Genomic DNA, 14,148 nt, shown 5'->3' on the forward strand with positions numbered 1-14,148 from the left:
TGTGTCGATCAACTTGTCTGGTGGTGTGGAACAGGGCGGCCGACGGCAGCCCGAAAAGGCAGACGCGCTGACGCATCGGCAGCTCGAATGCCTGGCTTGGACCGGCGAGGGCAAGAGCGCCCGAGACATCGGCCAGATCCTGGGAATCTCTCGGCGCACAGTTGAGGAGCACCTTGAGAAGGCCTGTGCGGTTTTCGGGGTTCGAACCCGCATTCAGGCCGTGATGCGCGCCCGAGAACAGGGCTTACTTGATTTTCACTCAGTCGGACGGACCGCCTGATTTCTTGATCCCGCGCTGCGCCGCGCCTGCCAGGTGCGCATCTTGTTGAGCTGACCCGGCGCAGGGGTGTAGCCGGCGAGCGCATAGAGGTGCTCAAGGTCGCCGAACCGCCGGCGGCAGACCTCGATAGGCGGGATGTCTGGCTCGCGGACTATGGCTCGGATCGTGAGCTTACCTTCCCTTTCGAGAAGTCGTTGTAGTCTCGCAATGACCTCTTCATCCGAGACGTGGGGCCAGCTACCGAGCCCACTGAACCTGACGCGGGCAGCGGACTGGCCTTGAACGGCCCTTTCGGGGGGCACGTAGCCAACAAGCTGATAGGTCTCCAGCAACCCGCCGAACCGCAAATAGGCCTGGGAACTGTAGCGGCTCGATTTGTCGATGATCGCCTGCGAGAGCCTACCCTCGGATTGCAGCACTCGCTGTAGGTCGTCGATCAGCGCCTGCCGCTCTATCGGCCTTCGTCTTCTCGAAAATTCCTTCTGAGCGGCTCGAAATGTGCGGCGACTGACAATCGGGGGGAAGCTGGTCGGTACTCGCAGCCAGTTCGCCTGGGGTTCCTTCGAGACCTTTCCGAGAACGCAGCGCTGTTTTCCGAGGACGTGCGTCCCCGCGTACTTTTCGTTCCTCAGAATTCCCCTCAGGGCCGCGTGGGTCCACGGTCTCCCGCATTCGGCAGTCAGTCCCTCAGTCGCCAAGTTCGCGGTGATTGCGTCAAAGGATCTTCGGGCCAGGAACAGCCGATATATCCGTCTAACCGCTTCAACCTCTTCAGATGGCCCCCAGATCAGGACAGTGCGCGCTCTTCCGCGCTGGGTCCATTGAGTCACCTGTCCCGCTTCCAGCGTCCCGAGCGCTTTTCCCGACCGCGTCACGCTCTGGCGCCGCAATCCGTAGCCGGGCTCGCCGCCCATCCAGTAGCCCAAGCCTCGAAGATGGGCCTGGGCGCGTCGAGTCTTCGCGGAGAGGTCACGACTGTATTCGGCGGCCATCGCTCGCTTGATGTGTTTGATCAGCGACGCCGTCATGGTGTCGTTGTTTTCGAAAGGCTCGACGGTGTATTCCACCATCACACCTGCCTCACGACACAAGAACTCGTAGTGGGCGGCCTGGTCGGGATTTTGAAAACGGCCCCACCGGCTGACGTCGTACACCAGGATGACGTCGAAACCGGGATCGCCTGAAACAACATCGGCGATCAATCGTTGGAGGCCCGCGCGCTTTTCAATGCCGAGACCGCTGACCCCCTCATCAGAATAGGTTTGCACGAGGCTGTATCCTCGTTCGAGGGCGTAGGCCGCGTTCGTTGCCATCTGAACGTCGGGCGAGAAGTCCTGCCGCTCTGTAGACATCCGGACATACTGGGCGGCGCGCATTTTTGAATCTCCTCGGACGAGCCGAGGATCCGACCATCCCGGATTTGCTAAACTGGGTGCCCGGTCGGTCCTCGCTTGAAACCCGTAGCGACAGATGACACTTTATAACTGACGCATGGCGGAGCGACTAATGGCGATTGCTGAACCGACCATCGAAGGCGCGGAATTCGCGAAGACGCTAGAGTTGCTGGGAGGGCAACGCACCCTTCATTGGAAATTTCGCACCCCCCTCGACACCCATGACCTGCTGCACGCTGGACTTCCCGTGAACGCCTTCACTCACCTCGTCACCAGCGTCCCGATCCTGCGACATTCAACTGAAGCCCTCGAACTCGCGGTCGGGATCAGTTCGCGTACCTATTTCCGCTGGAAAAAGCAGGCGGGGCAAAAGCCGCTCAGCCGCGAACAAAGCGGACGCGTTTGGAAGTTCGCGGAAATTCTTGGGCGGGCGACGAAGCTGTTCGGATCTCAAGAGTCGGCAGAGCAATGGCTTCAGGAGCCAGCGATCGGCCTCGATCAGCGCCGTCCAATTGATCTGCTCTCGACTCCGGCGGGGATCGACATGATCGAGACCCACCTCACGAGGATCGAGTACGGCGTCTACGCGTGACGCCCTTGCCGCCACCGCTGGGGCAAGGTGCCATAGTCCTTTGGCGCCTGGACCAGGCTGTTTATGCGGACACGTGGGACAGCGGCGAAGGCAGTTTCCAAGTCGGCGGTCGCTGGAGTTCGGCCGGGGTCAGAGCCGTCTATGCGGCCCTCGATCCTGCCACCGCGATCCTGGAGGTTGCGGTCCACAAGGGCTTCCGCGTTCTCGACACCACACCTCACGTCCTAACCGCAGCGACAATCGTAGATGCGGGCGCGGTCCACATCGTCCACGCGACTGACGTGCCAAACCCAAACTGGCTGCGCCCGGGGATTCCGAGCGCCGGCCAACAAGCGTTCGGCGATGCGCTGCTGCAAGCCCATCCGTTCGTGCTCATCCCAAGCGTGGTTTCAACCCACAGCTGGAACGTGATCTTCACGCCGGCCGCCAATCAAGGTTCCTATACCGACATCGTCCAGGAGCCCTTCGCCCTCGATCCGCGGCTTCACCCGCCAAGCGCATGATCGGAAGCGCGGTTCGTCGACGAGTGCCCTTCTCTCCGTCGGAACTTGCTGCAGCAGGCTGCGGAAGCCGCCAGGAGTTACACACTTTCTTACACAGTGGGCTTGAGGTGGAATAAATAGTGTTTATAATCAAGGAATTAATGGAGACTTGTGCGACTTAAAATCCGCTTCCTCACGGAGTGCCGGTTCGACCCCGGCCGCCTGCACCATCTCCCTCAATGAGTTTGGGCCCACCGCCGCCCGTAACGGGGCCGGACGCCCACTTGGTCGATCGCTGCGCGGCTAGCTCTGCGGCGCGGTGGGGGGGAGACCCAGCTCGTCTCGCGCCGTATCGAGAGAACCGCGTTTTGCCTCGGTTGCGCGGTCCGAGAAACAAGCTAAGCTACAACCGGAGCGAGATTTCAGCCGAGCGGGCGGCTGATGGCACGGGGGTGACCATGGGTTTCCACGCGGCGGGACTTCGGTCTCGGATAGCGCGACGCGTCGTGGCTTGCGGCGGGGTTTGCTTGGCTGCGTTGACGAGCGGTTGCGCCTCGACGCAGTTAAACGCCGATACGCGAAATCTCAATCAATCCACGGCGGGAATGGATATCGCGCAAGTATTAGACAATATTTCCGTATTTTTAGACCCAAGGCGGAGCGCGAATGCCATTCCATCCCAGATTATTGTCAGTGGAGGCCAGGCGTCTACACAGTATACCGTGACCCCGCAGATGCAGTATGGTTCTTCAAATACGGGACAATCCACCGTAACGACCACGTCGAGCAACCAGCCAACCGTTGCCACGACCTCAATGATCGCGAACGGCGCGTTGACGCCATCACAAGCGGTTTCTACGGCCGCAGCCACCACGGTCGGGATTGCGAACGAGGTGCAAAAGGTCTTTTCGAGAAATTTCAGCGTGCCGTTTGCTGATCAGTGGAGTCAGAATTGGACTATACAAGTGATAACCGATGGCGACGATCTCCGTAAACTAACAAAACTGTACAACTATGCGTCGCGACTTAGATCTGGATATGAAGAATCCAACGATATCCCAATGATAGACAGTCCGGTGAATATATCGTTTGGTGACTATGTGAAGCTATTTAAGATGGAGAATCCGCAAGCGAGCCTGGAAGATGTGATAGTCGCGTATAAGATAGACTCCGTTAAGAAGATTCCGGATCCGTACTATAAAGAAAAGAAGATGAAATGGACGACGCGGGCAGAGATGGATGTTGGCAATTTCCATGATTTATGCCTGAAGGTGACGACCAATAAATCTGATTTCGGCGACAACGCCATTTCGCTATCCCAGTACGGCCACCCGAATTTGTGGATGGATGCCCGAGGCTTGGCGGCCGGGTGCCTCCAGAAATTTGTCTTCCTGATCCATGATGCCGAGGGTGCGACAGCAGGGTCATCGTCGACCTCGACTTCCGCCTCAAAGCTCAACGACAACGTCCTGATATTTAAGTCCCCAATCCCAAACAGCACGACGTTCTCCACCATACCGAACGCGATCAAGAAATAGGCGGCCGCCCGCACCAGGGCGCGAGGCGGGCAACGGGCGGAGGAGCGACCCTCCGCCCGCGCCGCGTCAGCCGGCGATGGCTAGCACTGGCCGATGTTCGGGACGCAGGCGCCCGCGCAGCCGATAAAGGGCAGGCAGGCCCCGACGCAGCACTTCCCCGAACCGCAACAGTCCGACGGGCCGACGCCCGGCTGGTTCACGGCGGCGGAGGGCGCCAGGTTGCGGGCGACCGGCCTGGCTTGGCTTGGAAGCTTCATCACTTCATCCTCTCGATGACTGGCGCGGGACGACCAGTCGGCTGGTGGAAATGTCTCCGAGGAGACGCTCGCCGACACCGCTCCCGCTGCGGCTGACAGCTCGGCGGGTGGCGGGAGGTGAGCTCAGAGGCAGTCCCGGCAGTCGCCCAGGCCGGCGATGCAGGCTCCACACGCGACGCCGTCGGAGCCCGCACAGACCGCCACGCACCCGGCGACGGCGCCGGCGCAAGCGACCTTCTTCCAGACGTCGCAGCCCGACGCGAGCAAGGCGGCGGAGAGTTTGTGGGCGCTGGCGCGCCGGGCGACGGGCGGGGCGTAGTTCGGAAGTCTCATGAGCGTTCTCCTTTTGAAGAGGGAGGTTGTAACCCGAGGGCTAGGCGCGGCGGGTCCAGTTGCGCACTGCGCCGATGCTCACCGGAACGACGTCGCTGACGTCGACGGTGAAGCGGAACACCCGGTTGGCCGCCTGGGTGTTGCTTGGATTGAAGAACGAGACCTCGACGTCGTAGCACTCGGAATCCGGGCGGCAGACGGGACTGCGGTGCACGGCGACGTGGTCGAGATCGAGTTCGTCGCGCGTCGCGCTGCGCACGACCTCGGCGATCTGGAAGGCGTTGGTCGCGGCATAGTTCAGCGCCCGGTCTTCGGCGGTGATGCCGAGATTGCGCAGGTCGTAGTAGACGCGGTTGAGGAAGTCGGTCAGGCCGGACGCCTGCTGGTCGTAGTTCTCCTGGCCTTCGGCGCCGCGGGTGGGCCGCTCGCCCAGCACGGCGTTGACCAGGGGCGTCGTCGCCCAGCTGTACATGCCACGCAGCACCGGGATGAGCACGGGCACGACCTGGCCCGACATCAGACGCATGCTGCCCGAGACGACGCCGGGGACCGAGACCAGCTCGACGCCCTGGTGCAACTGGCCCTCCAGGAACTCCCGCAGCCGGGCGTAGACGTCCGCGGCGAAGGGGCCCATCGGATGGATGGCGTAGACGGGCGTGGCGTCGAGGTTCAATGTCCAGACCAGTGAGGCCGCTTCTTGCGGATTGGCCGCCAGGTAGGCGAGCAACTGCGCCGGGATCAGCGGCTGGTTGACGTCGGGCGCCATCGCCTGGGCGAAGGAATCACGCCGGGCCTCGGAGCCGAAGTCGTAGCCGATCAGGCCGAGGGCGTAGGCATGGGCGGGCTTCGCCGGCTCCGATTGGTTGCAACCGCATTTAGCGCCGACGCCTCCGCCGCATCCGCAGTCCGAGGTCGTGACCCCGGCGAACGGGTGGATCTGCGCGAGGGTGGGTCCCGAAACCGATGAGCCGAGAGCGAAGGGCGTCGCCGGGGCGGCGTCGGAGGTGGTCAGCGCGTCGGCATGGACGGCGCGCGCCTCGGTCGTAGGCGGCTCGGCGAACGCGGTCGCTATTGGATCGATGGCGGCGAGTGATTGGGCTTCGCTCACGATGGCTTCTTCCCGTTCGAACATGTCGATGGCTCCCTGGATGTTCAGCCGCCCTCTGAGGCAGCGGTCTTGGATGTTCCCGTCCCCGGTGTCGCAGGGCGAAGCGCTGGCGATCAGCGCGTCGCGGATTCGATGCAGGTCCAGCGGCTCGCCCTGGCGGATCCGCCAGCTGGCGAAGAGGCCGGCGAGGCCTGAGACGATCGGCGCGGCGAAGCTGGTCCCTGTGCGCCGCCCAACTCCGCCGCCTGGCGCCGCCCCTGGTACGTCCAGGCCGGGTGCTAGGAGGCCTCGGCTGCGATAGGCCGCGCCCCAATTGCTGAGGCCAAGCGGCGCGCCCGCGTCATCCATCGCCCCGACCGCCAGCACCGTCGGCGCGCACGCCGGCACGTGCAGGCAATCGCAGCCGTCGTTGCCCGCCGCCGCCACGATCAGCACGTTGCGCCGCGCGCACGCCGCGATCGCCTGGGCGAGCACCGGCTCCGGCTCGCTGGACGGCGTCAGCTGTCCGCCGCTGATGTTGATGATGTGGGCACCGTTCTCGACCGCCAGCAGGATCGCCCGCGCCAGGTCGAGCTGCGAGCAGGACAGCCGTTCGCCGCCGCCGCCAAAGATCGGCGCGAGCAGTCCGCGGCACCGGGGCGCGAGGCCGGCGACGCCGCTTCCCGGCTGGCCGAAGATGATGCTGGCCACATGCGTGCCGTGCGCGAGGGCGCGTTCGTCGGTCACCGCCGCGGCGAGGGTGTCGAGCTGAGTGATATTGGCGCCGGAAAAACAGGGATGCGCGCGGTCGATAGGGCCATCCAGCACGGCGATGCAGACGCGCTCATCGCCTCCGCCAAGCCGGCGCGCCAAGTCATGGATGATATCAATCGAAGTAATCGATCATCCTCCCGCGCAGAGGCTCTCTCGCGAGGGAATCCTCGCGAGCTAATAAGTTTAATTTGGGTACTCACCGACTCTGCGACAGCAAACTTGCTGTGCGGTGATACTTCACACGATTGGACTGATGGTCGCCGACGCTATCGCGAACTCTTCCGGAACCCCCCGAAAGGCGACGGGGTCAATGCATCATAAAGTTGCAGAGGTGTCACCTGAAATCTTAGCGCGAGTGAAGGGGGAGGTTCACGCCGCACGATCGGCTGAGCACGCGCTTTGGCCTCAAGCTCAGCCCAACCAGCCGGGGAGGAGGGTTTCGAGGGCGGCTACCCGGACGCCGTCCGGGCGACCCATCATGCGTTCGACCTGCTGCGCGAGGGCATGGCGTCCTTCGGGACGATGGCGCCCGGGAAGCGGACGACCTGAGCGGCGAGCGCCTGGCCGGCGGCGGCGCAGGCGCCGGGGGACTCTCCTTTGAGCCAGACGGCGAGGTAGGCGGCGTTGAAGGCGTCGCCGGCGCCGGTGGTGTCGACGGCCTCGATCGGCGGCGGGGCCGCGATGGCCAGGACCTCGCCGCCGGCGTGGATCTCCAGGCTGTGGTCGGCGTGGCGGGCGATCACCTGGGCGCCGCCGGCGGCCCAGCGGGCGGCGGTATCGGCCAGCGGGCTGTCCCACAGGGCCTCGACGTCCGGGCCGCCGGCCGAGACCAGGCTGCAGCGCGGGATGACCGCCGCCATGGCGGCGCGGGCGGCCTGCGGCGACGGCCAGAGCTGCGGGCGGTAGTTGGGGTCGAAGGCGAGGGGCGTCCGAAGCTCGCCCAGCATCGCCGAGAGCGCCGCGCGGCCCGCCTCGCCGATCACCGCCAGGGTGACGCCGGTCAGGTAGAGGAGGTCGGCCCCGCGGGCCGCAGCGGCCAGGGCCGCGAGGTCGGCGATCTCGAAGAGCTGGCGCACGGGCGCCTGGTCGCGCCAGTAGAAGAAGCTGCGTTCGCCGGCCGCGTCCCGGGCGATGGCGTAGAGGCCGGGCAGGCGGCCGGGAACGCGGGTGACGAGGTCCGCCGAGACGCCCTCGTCGGCCATCAGCGCCAGGATGCCCGCGCTGAACGGGTCGCCATCGCCCAGCGCCGTGGCGAAGGCGGCCGGGACCCCCAGGCGGCTGAGGTAGACCGCGGTGTTGAAGGCGTCGCCCGCAAAGCCGATGACAGCGCGCCCGGAGCCTGCGAGGCTGACTTCCACCATGCATTCGCCCAGGGACACGACGCCCACCATGTCAGATTCGCTCCGCCTCGACGTCTCGCATCGCCAGCCTAGCCTACTATCGCGTCGCGGCGTGCTCACGGCGCTGGGCGGCCTCACCGCCGGCGCCCTGGCCGGCCCGGCGCTTGCCTGGGCGGGCAAGGCGCCGTTCTTCCAGGCGATGGACCTGCCCATCGGCCTGCAGCTCTACACCCTGGGCGCGGCGCTGCGTGACGACCTGGACGGCCAGCTGGGCGAGGTCGGGCGCATCGGCTACCGCACCGTGGAGCTGGCGGGCTATCTCGGCCGCACGCCGCAGCAGCTGCGCGCCGCCCTTGACAAGGCGGGGCTGAAGTGCGCCAGCAGCCACGTGCAGGCCAAGGGTTCGGGCCCGGAGCCGACGCTCGGCGACCTCGACCGGCTGATCGCCGACGCCCGGGTGCTGGGCATCCAGCACATCGTCCTGCCGAGCGCGCCCATGCCGGAGCGGATCGACGCCAAGCCGCGGCCGGGCGAGGCCATCGCCGACACCTTCGCCCGGATCCACGCCCAGATGGTCGCCGACGACTGGAAGGCGGTGGCCGACCTGCTGAACGCCAAGGGCAAGGCGCTGACCGCCGCGGGCCTGACCATGGGCTACCACAACCATAACGCCGAGTTCGCGCCGGTAGGTGGGACGACGGGGTTGGAGATCCTGCTGAAGAACACCGATCCCAAGCTGGTGTCCTTCGAGATGGACGTGGGCTGGGTGATGGCGGCGGGCGCCGATCCCTTCGCCCTCTTGAAGACCTACAAGGGCCGCTTCATCCAGATGCACGTGAAGGACATCAAGGCGACCACCAAGCCCAACTTCGCCTTCCAGCAGGACCCCACCGAGGTCGGCTCGGGCATCATCCCCTGGCCGAAGCTGCTGGGCGCAGCTTACGCCGAGGGCGTCCGCGGCTTCTTCGTCGAACAGGAGCCGCCGTTCGCGAAGCCCCGGCTGGAGGCGATCAAGATCAGCTACGACTATCTGGCCAAGGTGGTCGCAGTTTAGCCGGCGCGTTCGGCGGCCTGGCGGCCGAACAGGAAGCCTTCGACGAAGGTCCAGAGCTCGCCCATCTCGCGGCCGGCCTCGCCCGGCGGGTCCAGCTCCTCGGCCGAGCGGCCGGATTCGAAGGCGGTCTGGTAGCTCAGCCGGGCGCGAAGCAGGGTCGGGATCACCGGCAGGCGCAGGAGCAAGAGCGCCTCCAGGGCGCGCTTCACCGAGGGGGTCTCGACGCCCGTGCGGGCCGGCGGCGCCTGGTTCAGCACCACCAGGGCGGGCTTGCGCAACCGCCGCACGATCGAGGCGGTCTGGATCGCGGCGGCCAGGTCCACGAAGGTCGGGCGGATGACCAGGAGGCAGAGGTCGGCGGCGACGATGGCGTAGCTGATCTCCTCCTCGACCACCGCCGGCGTGTCGACCACCATCAGGTCGACGCCGGCCTTCACCGCCTGGACCTGCAGGGCGAAGAGCTTGGCGCCGGAGGTCTCCGCCAGCTCGGGACCGGCGGCGCGGCGGCCTTTCAGGACGTGGGTCGCGGTGCGCTGGGCGTCGGTGTCGGCCACCAGCACCTTGCGGCCGCGCAACTGGGCCGCCAGGGCCACGTGCAGCGCCACCGTGCTCTTTCCCGACCCTCCCTTGCGCGCGATGACGGCGATGGTGCGCATGGAGGCGTGGCGGGCGTGTCCGGGAGGGCCAGGGAAGAGAACAACCTTGACCTTGGCGTGTGACAGCCGCGCGACCGTGTCCGGCGCTCCTCCTCCCGCGGGGGAGGAGGAGGCCGTTAGGGTCTAGGCCTGCGGCTGCGGGGCCGGGGTGTCGTTGGCCGCCTCGCCGGACGCGGCGCCGGGGGCCGGGTACCGGAAGCCGTCGCCCTTGCCGTCGGCGGCGAACATCTGTTGTTCGGCGAAGAAGTAGTTGGCCGCCTTGTCCAGCCAGGCCTTCAGGAAGCCCTTCCGGTCGTTCTGGTAGTCCAGATAGTAGGCGTGTTCCCACAGGTCGCAGACCAGGAGGGGGAAGAGGCCGTCCTTCACGAGGGTGTCGTCGGCGTCGTGGGTGGAGATCACCTTCAGCCCGTCCGAACCGGTCACCAGCCAGACCCAGCCCGAGCCGAAGTGGTTCACGCCCTCGTCGGCGAAGGCGTCCTTGAAGGCGTCGACCGAGCCGAAGGTCTTTTCCAGGGCGGCCTTCAACTGGCCGGTGCAGGCCTTGCCGCCCGGCGCCATGCATTCCCAGAAAAAGGCGTGGTTCCAGGCCTGGGCCGCGTTGTTGAACAGCTTCTTGTCGCCCTTGCTCGACGCTTCCCGCACCACTTCTTCAAGCGTGCGGCCCTCGAGCCCGGCCTTCGGGGCCAGCTCGTTGGTCTTGTCGACATAGGCCTTGTGATGCTTGTCGTGGTGGTAGTGCAGGGTGTCGGCCGAGACGGTCGGCTCGAGATCGGCGTAGTCGTACGGCAGCTTCGGCAGGATGAACATGGCGGGGACCCTCGTTTGAGGCCACTCAAACGGCCGGCGCGGGGGGCCGGTTCCTCGTAAAACCGCCGGTGGCGAGGCTCATTTGGTGGGGCGGATCATCGAGATCAACTCCAGCACGCGGCCTTCCGGATCGAGGACGAAGGCCACGCGCATGTCGCCGCTGTCCCAGGGTTCGCGATGCGGCGCGGCGCCCTGGTTGACGGCGTGGGCGAAGGCGGCGTCGACGTCGCGGACGAAGAGGCCGAGCGGGCCGTGCGCCGTGCCGACCGCCGTCTCGCGGCCGTCCTTGTTCCAGTAGAGGATCAGGCTGAAGCCGGTCTCCTCGCCCGGGCGGCGCATGACCAGCTCGGTGAGGTCGGGCAGGTCGATGGTCTGGGAGACCGCGAGGCCGAAGGCGCGCTCGTAGAAGCCGCGCATGGCCTCCAGGTCGCGGACCACGAACTTGACGAAGCCGAAGCGCGCCGAGGGCGGCGCGGTCTTGGTTGCGGCAGATGGGGCGGGCGCGGTCTCGCTCATGGGGTTTCCTCCGGACAGGGCTCTTGTCCAGGCATCCTGCGCGCGAAGCCGGGCCCCGGCTAGAGAAACGGCCCTAGAGGTCGGCGAGCGCGGCGGGCAGCAGGCGGGCGACGAGGGCGGCGATTTCGGCCTGGCCGGCGGCGTCGGCCAGCAGGTCCTGGCGGACTTCCAGCTCCAGGTAGTCGAGGCCGCGGCGGCCGGCGTGGACGGGCACGGTGAAGTCGACCTCGTCCATGCGGTAGGGCTGGTTGTCGCCCACCAGGTCCTGGCCCAGCTCGGCGCGCAGGCGGTCGAGGATGGCGCGCGAATAGGGACTGTCGTCGGCGTGCAGGACGCCGAACCGCCATGGTCGATCGAGGCCGTTCATGCGCGGCGTGAAGGAATGCAGCGAGATCAGCGTGGTCGGCAGGCCGCGCGCGACGCGCCGGTCGAGCTCGGCGGCGATGGCGGCGTGATAGGGGCGGGCCACCTCGGCCACGCGGGCGTGGCGGGCGTCGGCGCTGAGCGCCAGGTTGCCCGGGATCTCGACGTCGTCGCTGACCTCGGGGACGGCGTCGGGGCGGCTCGGGTCGCGGTTGCAGTCGATGACCAGGCGCGAGAAGCGCTGGCGGATGAACGCCGCGTCCAGCGCCCGGCTCAGCAGGGCGCCGTAGGCCGCGATCCCGATGTCCCAGGCGATGTGCCGGTCGAGCGCCGGTTTCGGAAGTCCTAAGCCCGCCAGCGACCGCGGGATTTCTCGGCCCGCATGGTCGCCCAGAAGCAGGAAAGGCGAGACGGCGCCTGGATTCAGCACAATGGCGACGCTGCGCTCATCGGGCGCAAGCAGCGCTGTGGACCCGTTAACGGAATCGCCCGCACCGTTCGGCAATGCCCCTGGTCTCCATCCGCCACCTGACGGCCTACCGCTACCGCAATCCGGTGGCGCTGGGCGAGCATCGGATGATGCTGCGGCCGCTGGAAAGCTATGACCAGCGGCTGGTCTCGGCGGAGCTGTCGATCACGCCGGAGCCGTCGAGCCTGCGCAACGTGCACGACGTGTTCGGCAACTGCGTGGCGATCGCCCGCTTCGCCGGCCGCACCGACCGGCTGGCGGCGGAGAGCCGCATGGTGTTGGAGCACACGCCGCAGCCGGCCTTCGACGCTGGCGGCGACCTCTACGCGGCGAGCCTGCCCTTCGCCTACAGCCCTGAGGACCTGCCGGACCTGGCGCGGTCGATGGAGCGGCAGTACGCCGATCCGGGCGGTGAGCTGGAGGCCTGGGCGCGGCGCTTCCTGCGGCGCGGCGGTTCCACGCCGCTGCGCATGCTCTTGAGCGACATGACCCATGCGATCCATTCGGAGTTCGCCTATGGCACACGCCTGACCGGCGCGCCGCAGGCGCCGCTGGAGACCCTGAAGCTCGGGACCGGCAGCTGCCGCGACTTCGCCATGCTGATGATCGAGGCGGTGCGCAGCCTGGGCTTCGCGGCGCGGTTCGTGTCCGGCTACGTCTATTCATCCTCTCTGAAGGCCGGGCGCACCGGCGGCGGCCACACCCACGCCTGGGCGCGGGTCTTCCTGCCGGACTGCGGCTGGGTGGAGTTCGACCCCACCAACGGCATCGTCGGCAACGCCGACCTGGTGCGCGTGGCCATCGCCCGGGATCCGCGCCAGGCCACGCCGCTGCACGGAACCTGGTCAGGCCTGCCTCGGGACTACCTCGGCATGGACGTCGAGGTTGAGGTTTCGGTGGAAGACGCAGCGGCGGCGCAACCGGCGCCGTTGCGGCGAGTTGCGCAGGGACGCTGACCCCGAAGGACCCCCATGCGCATCCGAGCTGGCTACGAGATCACCTACGAGTGTCCGCAGCCGACGCCCATGCTCGCCCTGCTGAACGTGCACTCCTCGCGCTATCAGGATCTCGAGACGCCTGACGTCCTGCGCACCGAGCCCTACGCGCCGGTGACCCAGTACCATGACGGCTTCGGCAACCTCTGCAGCCGCATCGTCCTGCCGCCGGGGCGCACAGTGCTGTCGGCGGACTTCGTGGTGCGCGACAGCGGCGCGCCGGATCCGGTCAGCCCCGAGGCGGTGCAGCATCCGGTAGAGAACCTGCCCAACGACGTGATCGTCTTCCTGCTGGCCAGCCGCTACTGCGAGACCGAACACCTGAGCGACCTGGCCTGGCGGCTGTTCGGCGACATCCCGCCCGGCTGGGGCCGCGCCCAGGCGATCGTCAAATACGCCCACGAGCGCATCACCTTCGGCTACGAGCACGCCCGGCCGACCAAGACCGCCTTCGAGGCGCACGAGGAGCGGCTGGGCGTCTGCCGCGACTACGCCCACCTGGCGATCACCCTGTGCCGCTGCATGAACATCCCGGCGCGCTATTGCACCGGCTACCTGGGCGACATCGGTGTGCCGGTGGTGGGCGAGATGGACTTCAGCGCCTGGTTCGAGGTCTATCTGGGCGACCGCTGGCACATCCTGGACGCGCGCCACAACAAGCCGCGGATCGGCCGCATCCTGATGGCCCGCGGCCGCGACGCCACGGACGCCGCGATCACCACCAGCTTCGGTCCCAACGTCCTGGCTGGCTTCAAGGTGATCACCGAAGAACTTTCCTGAGTCCGCGCCGCATCCGAATCCCGAGGCGGCGGCGACCAACCAATGACACGTCGCCGCAGGCCAGCGCGGCAACAATCGTGTAACGTGGTTGGGGCATATACGACGTAAGTCGCGTGGCCCCGCCAGGCGGCCATTCGGCGTTGCGCCGAAGTCTTTTTGGGGAGCTATCCGATGAACGGCGGCAAATTCGGCATTCTGGCGCTTCTGGCCAGCACCGCGGCCCTGGTGGGCTGCACCAGCGACCAGACGGCGACGAGCGCGCTGAACCACGCCTCGGGCGTGTCGGCGACGGCGGCGGCGACACCGGCGCGGGTCGACAACTTCATGCTGGTCGACCAGAACCTGGAGGCCCACGAACTCTATCGCCTGGGCGACGCCCCGGCGATCGTGCTGGTGACCCAGCAGAACGGCGACGCGGTGATGCAGCGCCA

General features: G+C 66.7%; 16 protein-coding genes and 1 pseudogene. 8 read left to right on the forward strand and 9 right to left on the reverse strand.

Features of this window, described 5'->3' with window-relative positions:
- The first annotated feature begins 1 nt into the window (after position 1).
- On the forward strand, positions 2-280 hold the full coding sequence (locus tag E8A49_RS11775) for a helix-turn-helix transcriptional regulator (protein WP_293380973.1): 279 nt from the start codon (positions 2-4) through the stop codon (positions 278-280).
- Here E8A49_RS11775 and E8A49_RS11780 read toward each other — a convergent pair.
- Positions 256-1,656 (reverse strand): recombinase family protein, encoded by a 1,401-nt coding sequence (locus E8A49_RS11780; RefSeq protein WP_293380976.1) that lies wholly within the window; start codon positions 1,654-1,656, stop codon positions 256-258. The genes E8A49_RS11775 and E8A49_RS11780 overlap by 25 nt on opposite strands.
- Before the next feature lie 130 nt (positions 1,657-1,786).
- On the opposite strand from E8A49_RS11780, the gene E8A49_RS11785 reads away from it, so the two are divergent.
- From E8A49_RS11785 to E8A49_RS11795, 3 genes are all read left to right on the forward strand, one after another.
- On the forward strand, positions 1,787-2,266 hold the full coding sequence (locus tag E8A49_RS11785) for an antitoxin Xre/MbcA/ParS toxin-binding domain-containing protein (protein ID WP_293380979.1): 480 nt from the start codon (positions 1,787-1,789) through the stop codon (positions 2,264-2,266).
- Entirely contained in the window at positions 2,263-2,769 is a 507-nt protein-coding gene (locus E8A49_RS11790) for an RES domain-containing protein (protein ID WP_293380982.1), read from the forward strand. Before E8A49_RS11785 ends, E8A49_RS11790 begins: the two co-directional genes overlap by 4 nt.
- 437 nt (positions 2,770-3,206) lie before the next feature.
- Positions 3,207-4,286 (forward strand): hypothetical protein, encoded by a 1,080-nt coding sequence (locus E8A49_RS11795; protein ID WP_293380985.1) that lies wholly within the window; start codon positions 3,207-3,209, stop codon positions 4,284-4,286.
- Positions 4,287-4,366: 80 nt separating this feature from the next.
- Here E8A49_RS11795 and E8A49_RS11800 read toward each other — a convergent pair whose 3' ends face one another.
- From E8A49_RS11800 to E8A49_RS11815, 4 genes are all read right to left on the reverse strand, one after another.
- A complete protein-coding gene (locus E8A49_RS11800; protein WP_293380988.1) occupies positions 4,367-4,543 on the reverse strand; it encodes a hypothetical protein in 177 nt (58 codons plus the stop codon).
- A gap of 123 nt (positions 4,544-4,666) precedes the next feature.
- Positions 4,667-4,876, reverse strand: coding sequence for a hypothetical protein (locus E8A49_RS11805; protein WP_293380990.1), 210 nt, complete (start codon positions 4,874-4,876; stop codon positions 4,667-4,669).
- 40 nt (positions 4,877-4,916) lie between these two features.
- A complete protein-coding gene (locus tag E8A49_RS11810; RefSeq protein ID WP_293380993.1) occupies positions 4,917-6,836 on the reverse strand; it encodes a PatA/PatG family cyanobactin maturation protease in 1,920 nt (639 codons plus the stop codon).
- Between the two features lie 377 nt (positions 6,837-7,213).
- On the reverse strand, positions 7,214-8,128 hold the full coding sequence (locus E8A49_RS11815; RefSeq protein WP_293380996.1) for a sugar kinase: 915 nt from the start codon (positions 8,126-8,128) through the stop codon (positions 7,214-7,216).
- On the opposite strand from E8A49_RS11815, the gene E8A49_RS11820 reads away from it, so the two are divergent.
- On the forward strand, positions 8,127-9,131 hold the full coding sequence (locus tag E8A49_RS11820) for a sugar phosphate isomerase/epimerase (protein WP_293380999.1): 1,005 nt from the start codon (positions 8,127-8,129) through the stop codon (positions 9,129-9,131). The two genes, E8A49_RS11815 and E8A49_RS11820, sit on opposite strands and share 2 nt — an antisense overlap.
- On the opposite strand, the gene E8A49_RS11825 is transcribed toward E8A49_RS11820, so the two are convergent.
- The 4 genes from E8A49_RS11825 to E8A49_RS11840 all read right to left on the reverse strand — a co-directional run bounded on the left by E8A49_RS11825 (position 9,128) and on the right by E8A49_RS11840 (position 11,903).
- Complete coding sequence (locus E8A49_RS11825) at positions 9,128-9,736, reverse strand: ParA family protein (RefSeq protein WP_293381002.1); 609 nt, start codon at positions 9,734-9,736, stop codon at positions 9,128-9,130. The genes E8A49_RS11820 and E8A49_RS11825 overlap by 4 nt on opposite strands.
- 174 nt (positions 9,737-9,910) lie before the next feature.
- On the reverse strand, positions 9,911-10,594 hold the full coding sequence (locus E8A49_RS11830) for a superoxide dismutase (RefSeq protein ID WP_293381005.1): 684 nt from the start codon (positions 10,592-10,594) through the stop codon (positions 9,911-9,913).
- 78 nt (positions 10,595-10,672) lie between these two features.
- On the reverse strand, positions 10,673-11,110 hold the full coding sequence (locus E8A49_RS11835; protein WP_293381008.1) for a VOC family protein: 438 nt from the start codon (positions 11,108-11,110) through the stop codon (positions 10,673-10,675).
- A 73-nt stretch (positions 11,111-11,183) separates the two neighbouring features.
- A complete protein-coding gene (locus E8A49_RS11840; RefSeq protein WP_293381010.1) occupies positions 11,184-11,903 on the reverse strand; it encodes an N-formylglutamate amidohydrolase in 720 nt (239 codons plus the stop codon).
- 74 nt (positions 11,904-11,977) lie between these two features.
- Between E8A49_RS11840 and E8A49_RS11845 the strand changes: the two genes are divergently transcribed.
- From E8A49_RS11845 to E8A49_RS11855, 3 genes and pseudogenes are all read left to right on the forward strand, one after another.
- Positions 11,978-12,898, forward strand: a complete 921-nt coding sequence (locus E8A49_RS11845) for a transglutaminase family protein (RefSeq protein WP_293381013.1) — start codon at positions 11,978-11,980, stop codon at positions 12,896-12,898.
- Between the two features lie 15 nt (positions 12,899-12,913).
- Positions 12,914-13,717 (forward strand): transglutaminase family protein, encoded by an 804-nt coding sequence (locus E8A49_RS11850; RefSeq protein WP_293381016.1) that lies wholly within the window; start codon positions 12,914-12,916, stop codon positions 13,715-13,717.
- A gap of 171 nt (positions 13,718-13,888) precedes the next feature.
- Positions 13,889-14,148, forward strand: a pseudogene (locus E8A49_RS11855) (hypothetical protein); the annotation flags it as partial.

The sequence above is a fragment of the Phenylobacterium sp. genome (assembly GCF_004799515.1).
In the GTDB taxonomy this organism is placed as follows: domain Bacteria; phylum Pseudomonadota; class Alphaproteobacteria; order Caulobacterales; family Caulobacteraceae; genus Phenylobacterium.

Coding starts and splice junctions, on each gene's coding strand:
- E8A49_RS11785 (WP_293380979.1), top strand. CDS start 1,787: ATGGCGATTGCTGAACCGACCATCGAAGGCGCGGAATTCGCGAAGACG.
- E8A49_RS11835 (WP_293381008.1), bottom strand. CDS start 11,110: ATGAGCGAGACCGCGCCCGCCCCATCTGCCGCAACCAAGACCGCGCCG.
- E8A49_RS11795 (WP_293380985.1), top strand. CDS start 3,207: ATGGGTTTCCACGCGGCGGGACTTCGGTCTCGGATAGCGCGACGCGTC.
- E8A49_RS11815 (WP_293380996.1), bottom strand. CDS start 8,128: ATGGTGGGCGTCGTGTCCCTGGGCGAATGCATGGTGGAAGTCAGCCTC.
- E8A49_RS11820 (WP_293380999.1), top strand. CDS start 8,127: ATGTCAGATTCGCTCCGCCTCGACGTCTCGCATCGCCAGCCTAGCCTA.
- E8A49_RS11800 (WP_293380988.1), bottom strand. CDS start 4,543: ATGAAGCTTCCAAGCCAAGCCAGGCCGGTCGCCCGCAACCTGGCGCCC.
- E8A49_RS11780 (WP_293380976.1), bottom strand. CDS start 1,656: ATGCGCGCCGCCCAGTATGTCCGGATGTCTACAGAGCGGCAGGACTTC.
- E8A49_RS11805 (WP_293380990.1), bottom strand. CDS start 4,876: ATGAGACTTCCGAACTACGCCCCGCCCGTCGCCCGGCGCGCCAGCGCC.
- E8A49_RS11850 (WP_293381016.1), top strand. CDS start 12,914: ATGCGCATCCGAGCTGGCTACGAGATCACCTACGAGTGTCCGCAGCCG.
- E8A49_RS11845 (WP_293381013.1), top strand. CDS start 11,978: ATGCCCCTGGTCTCCATCCGCCACCTGACGGCCTACCGCTACCGCAAT.
- E8A49_RS11830 (WP_293381005.1), bottom strand. CDS start 10,594: ATGTTCATCCTGCCGAAGCTGCCGTACGACTACGCCGATCTCGAGCCG.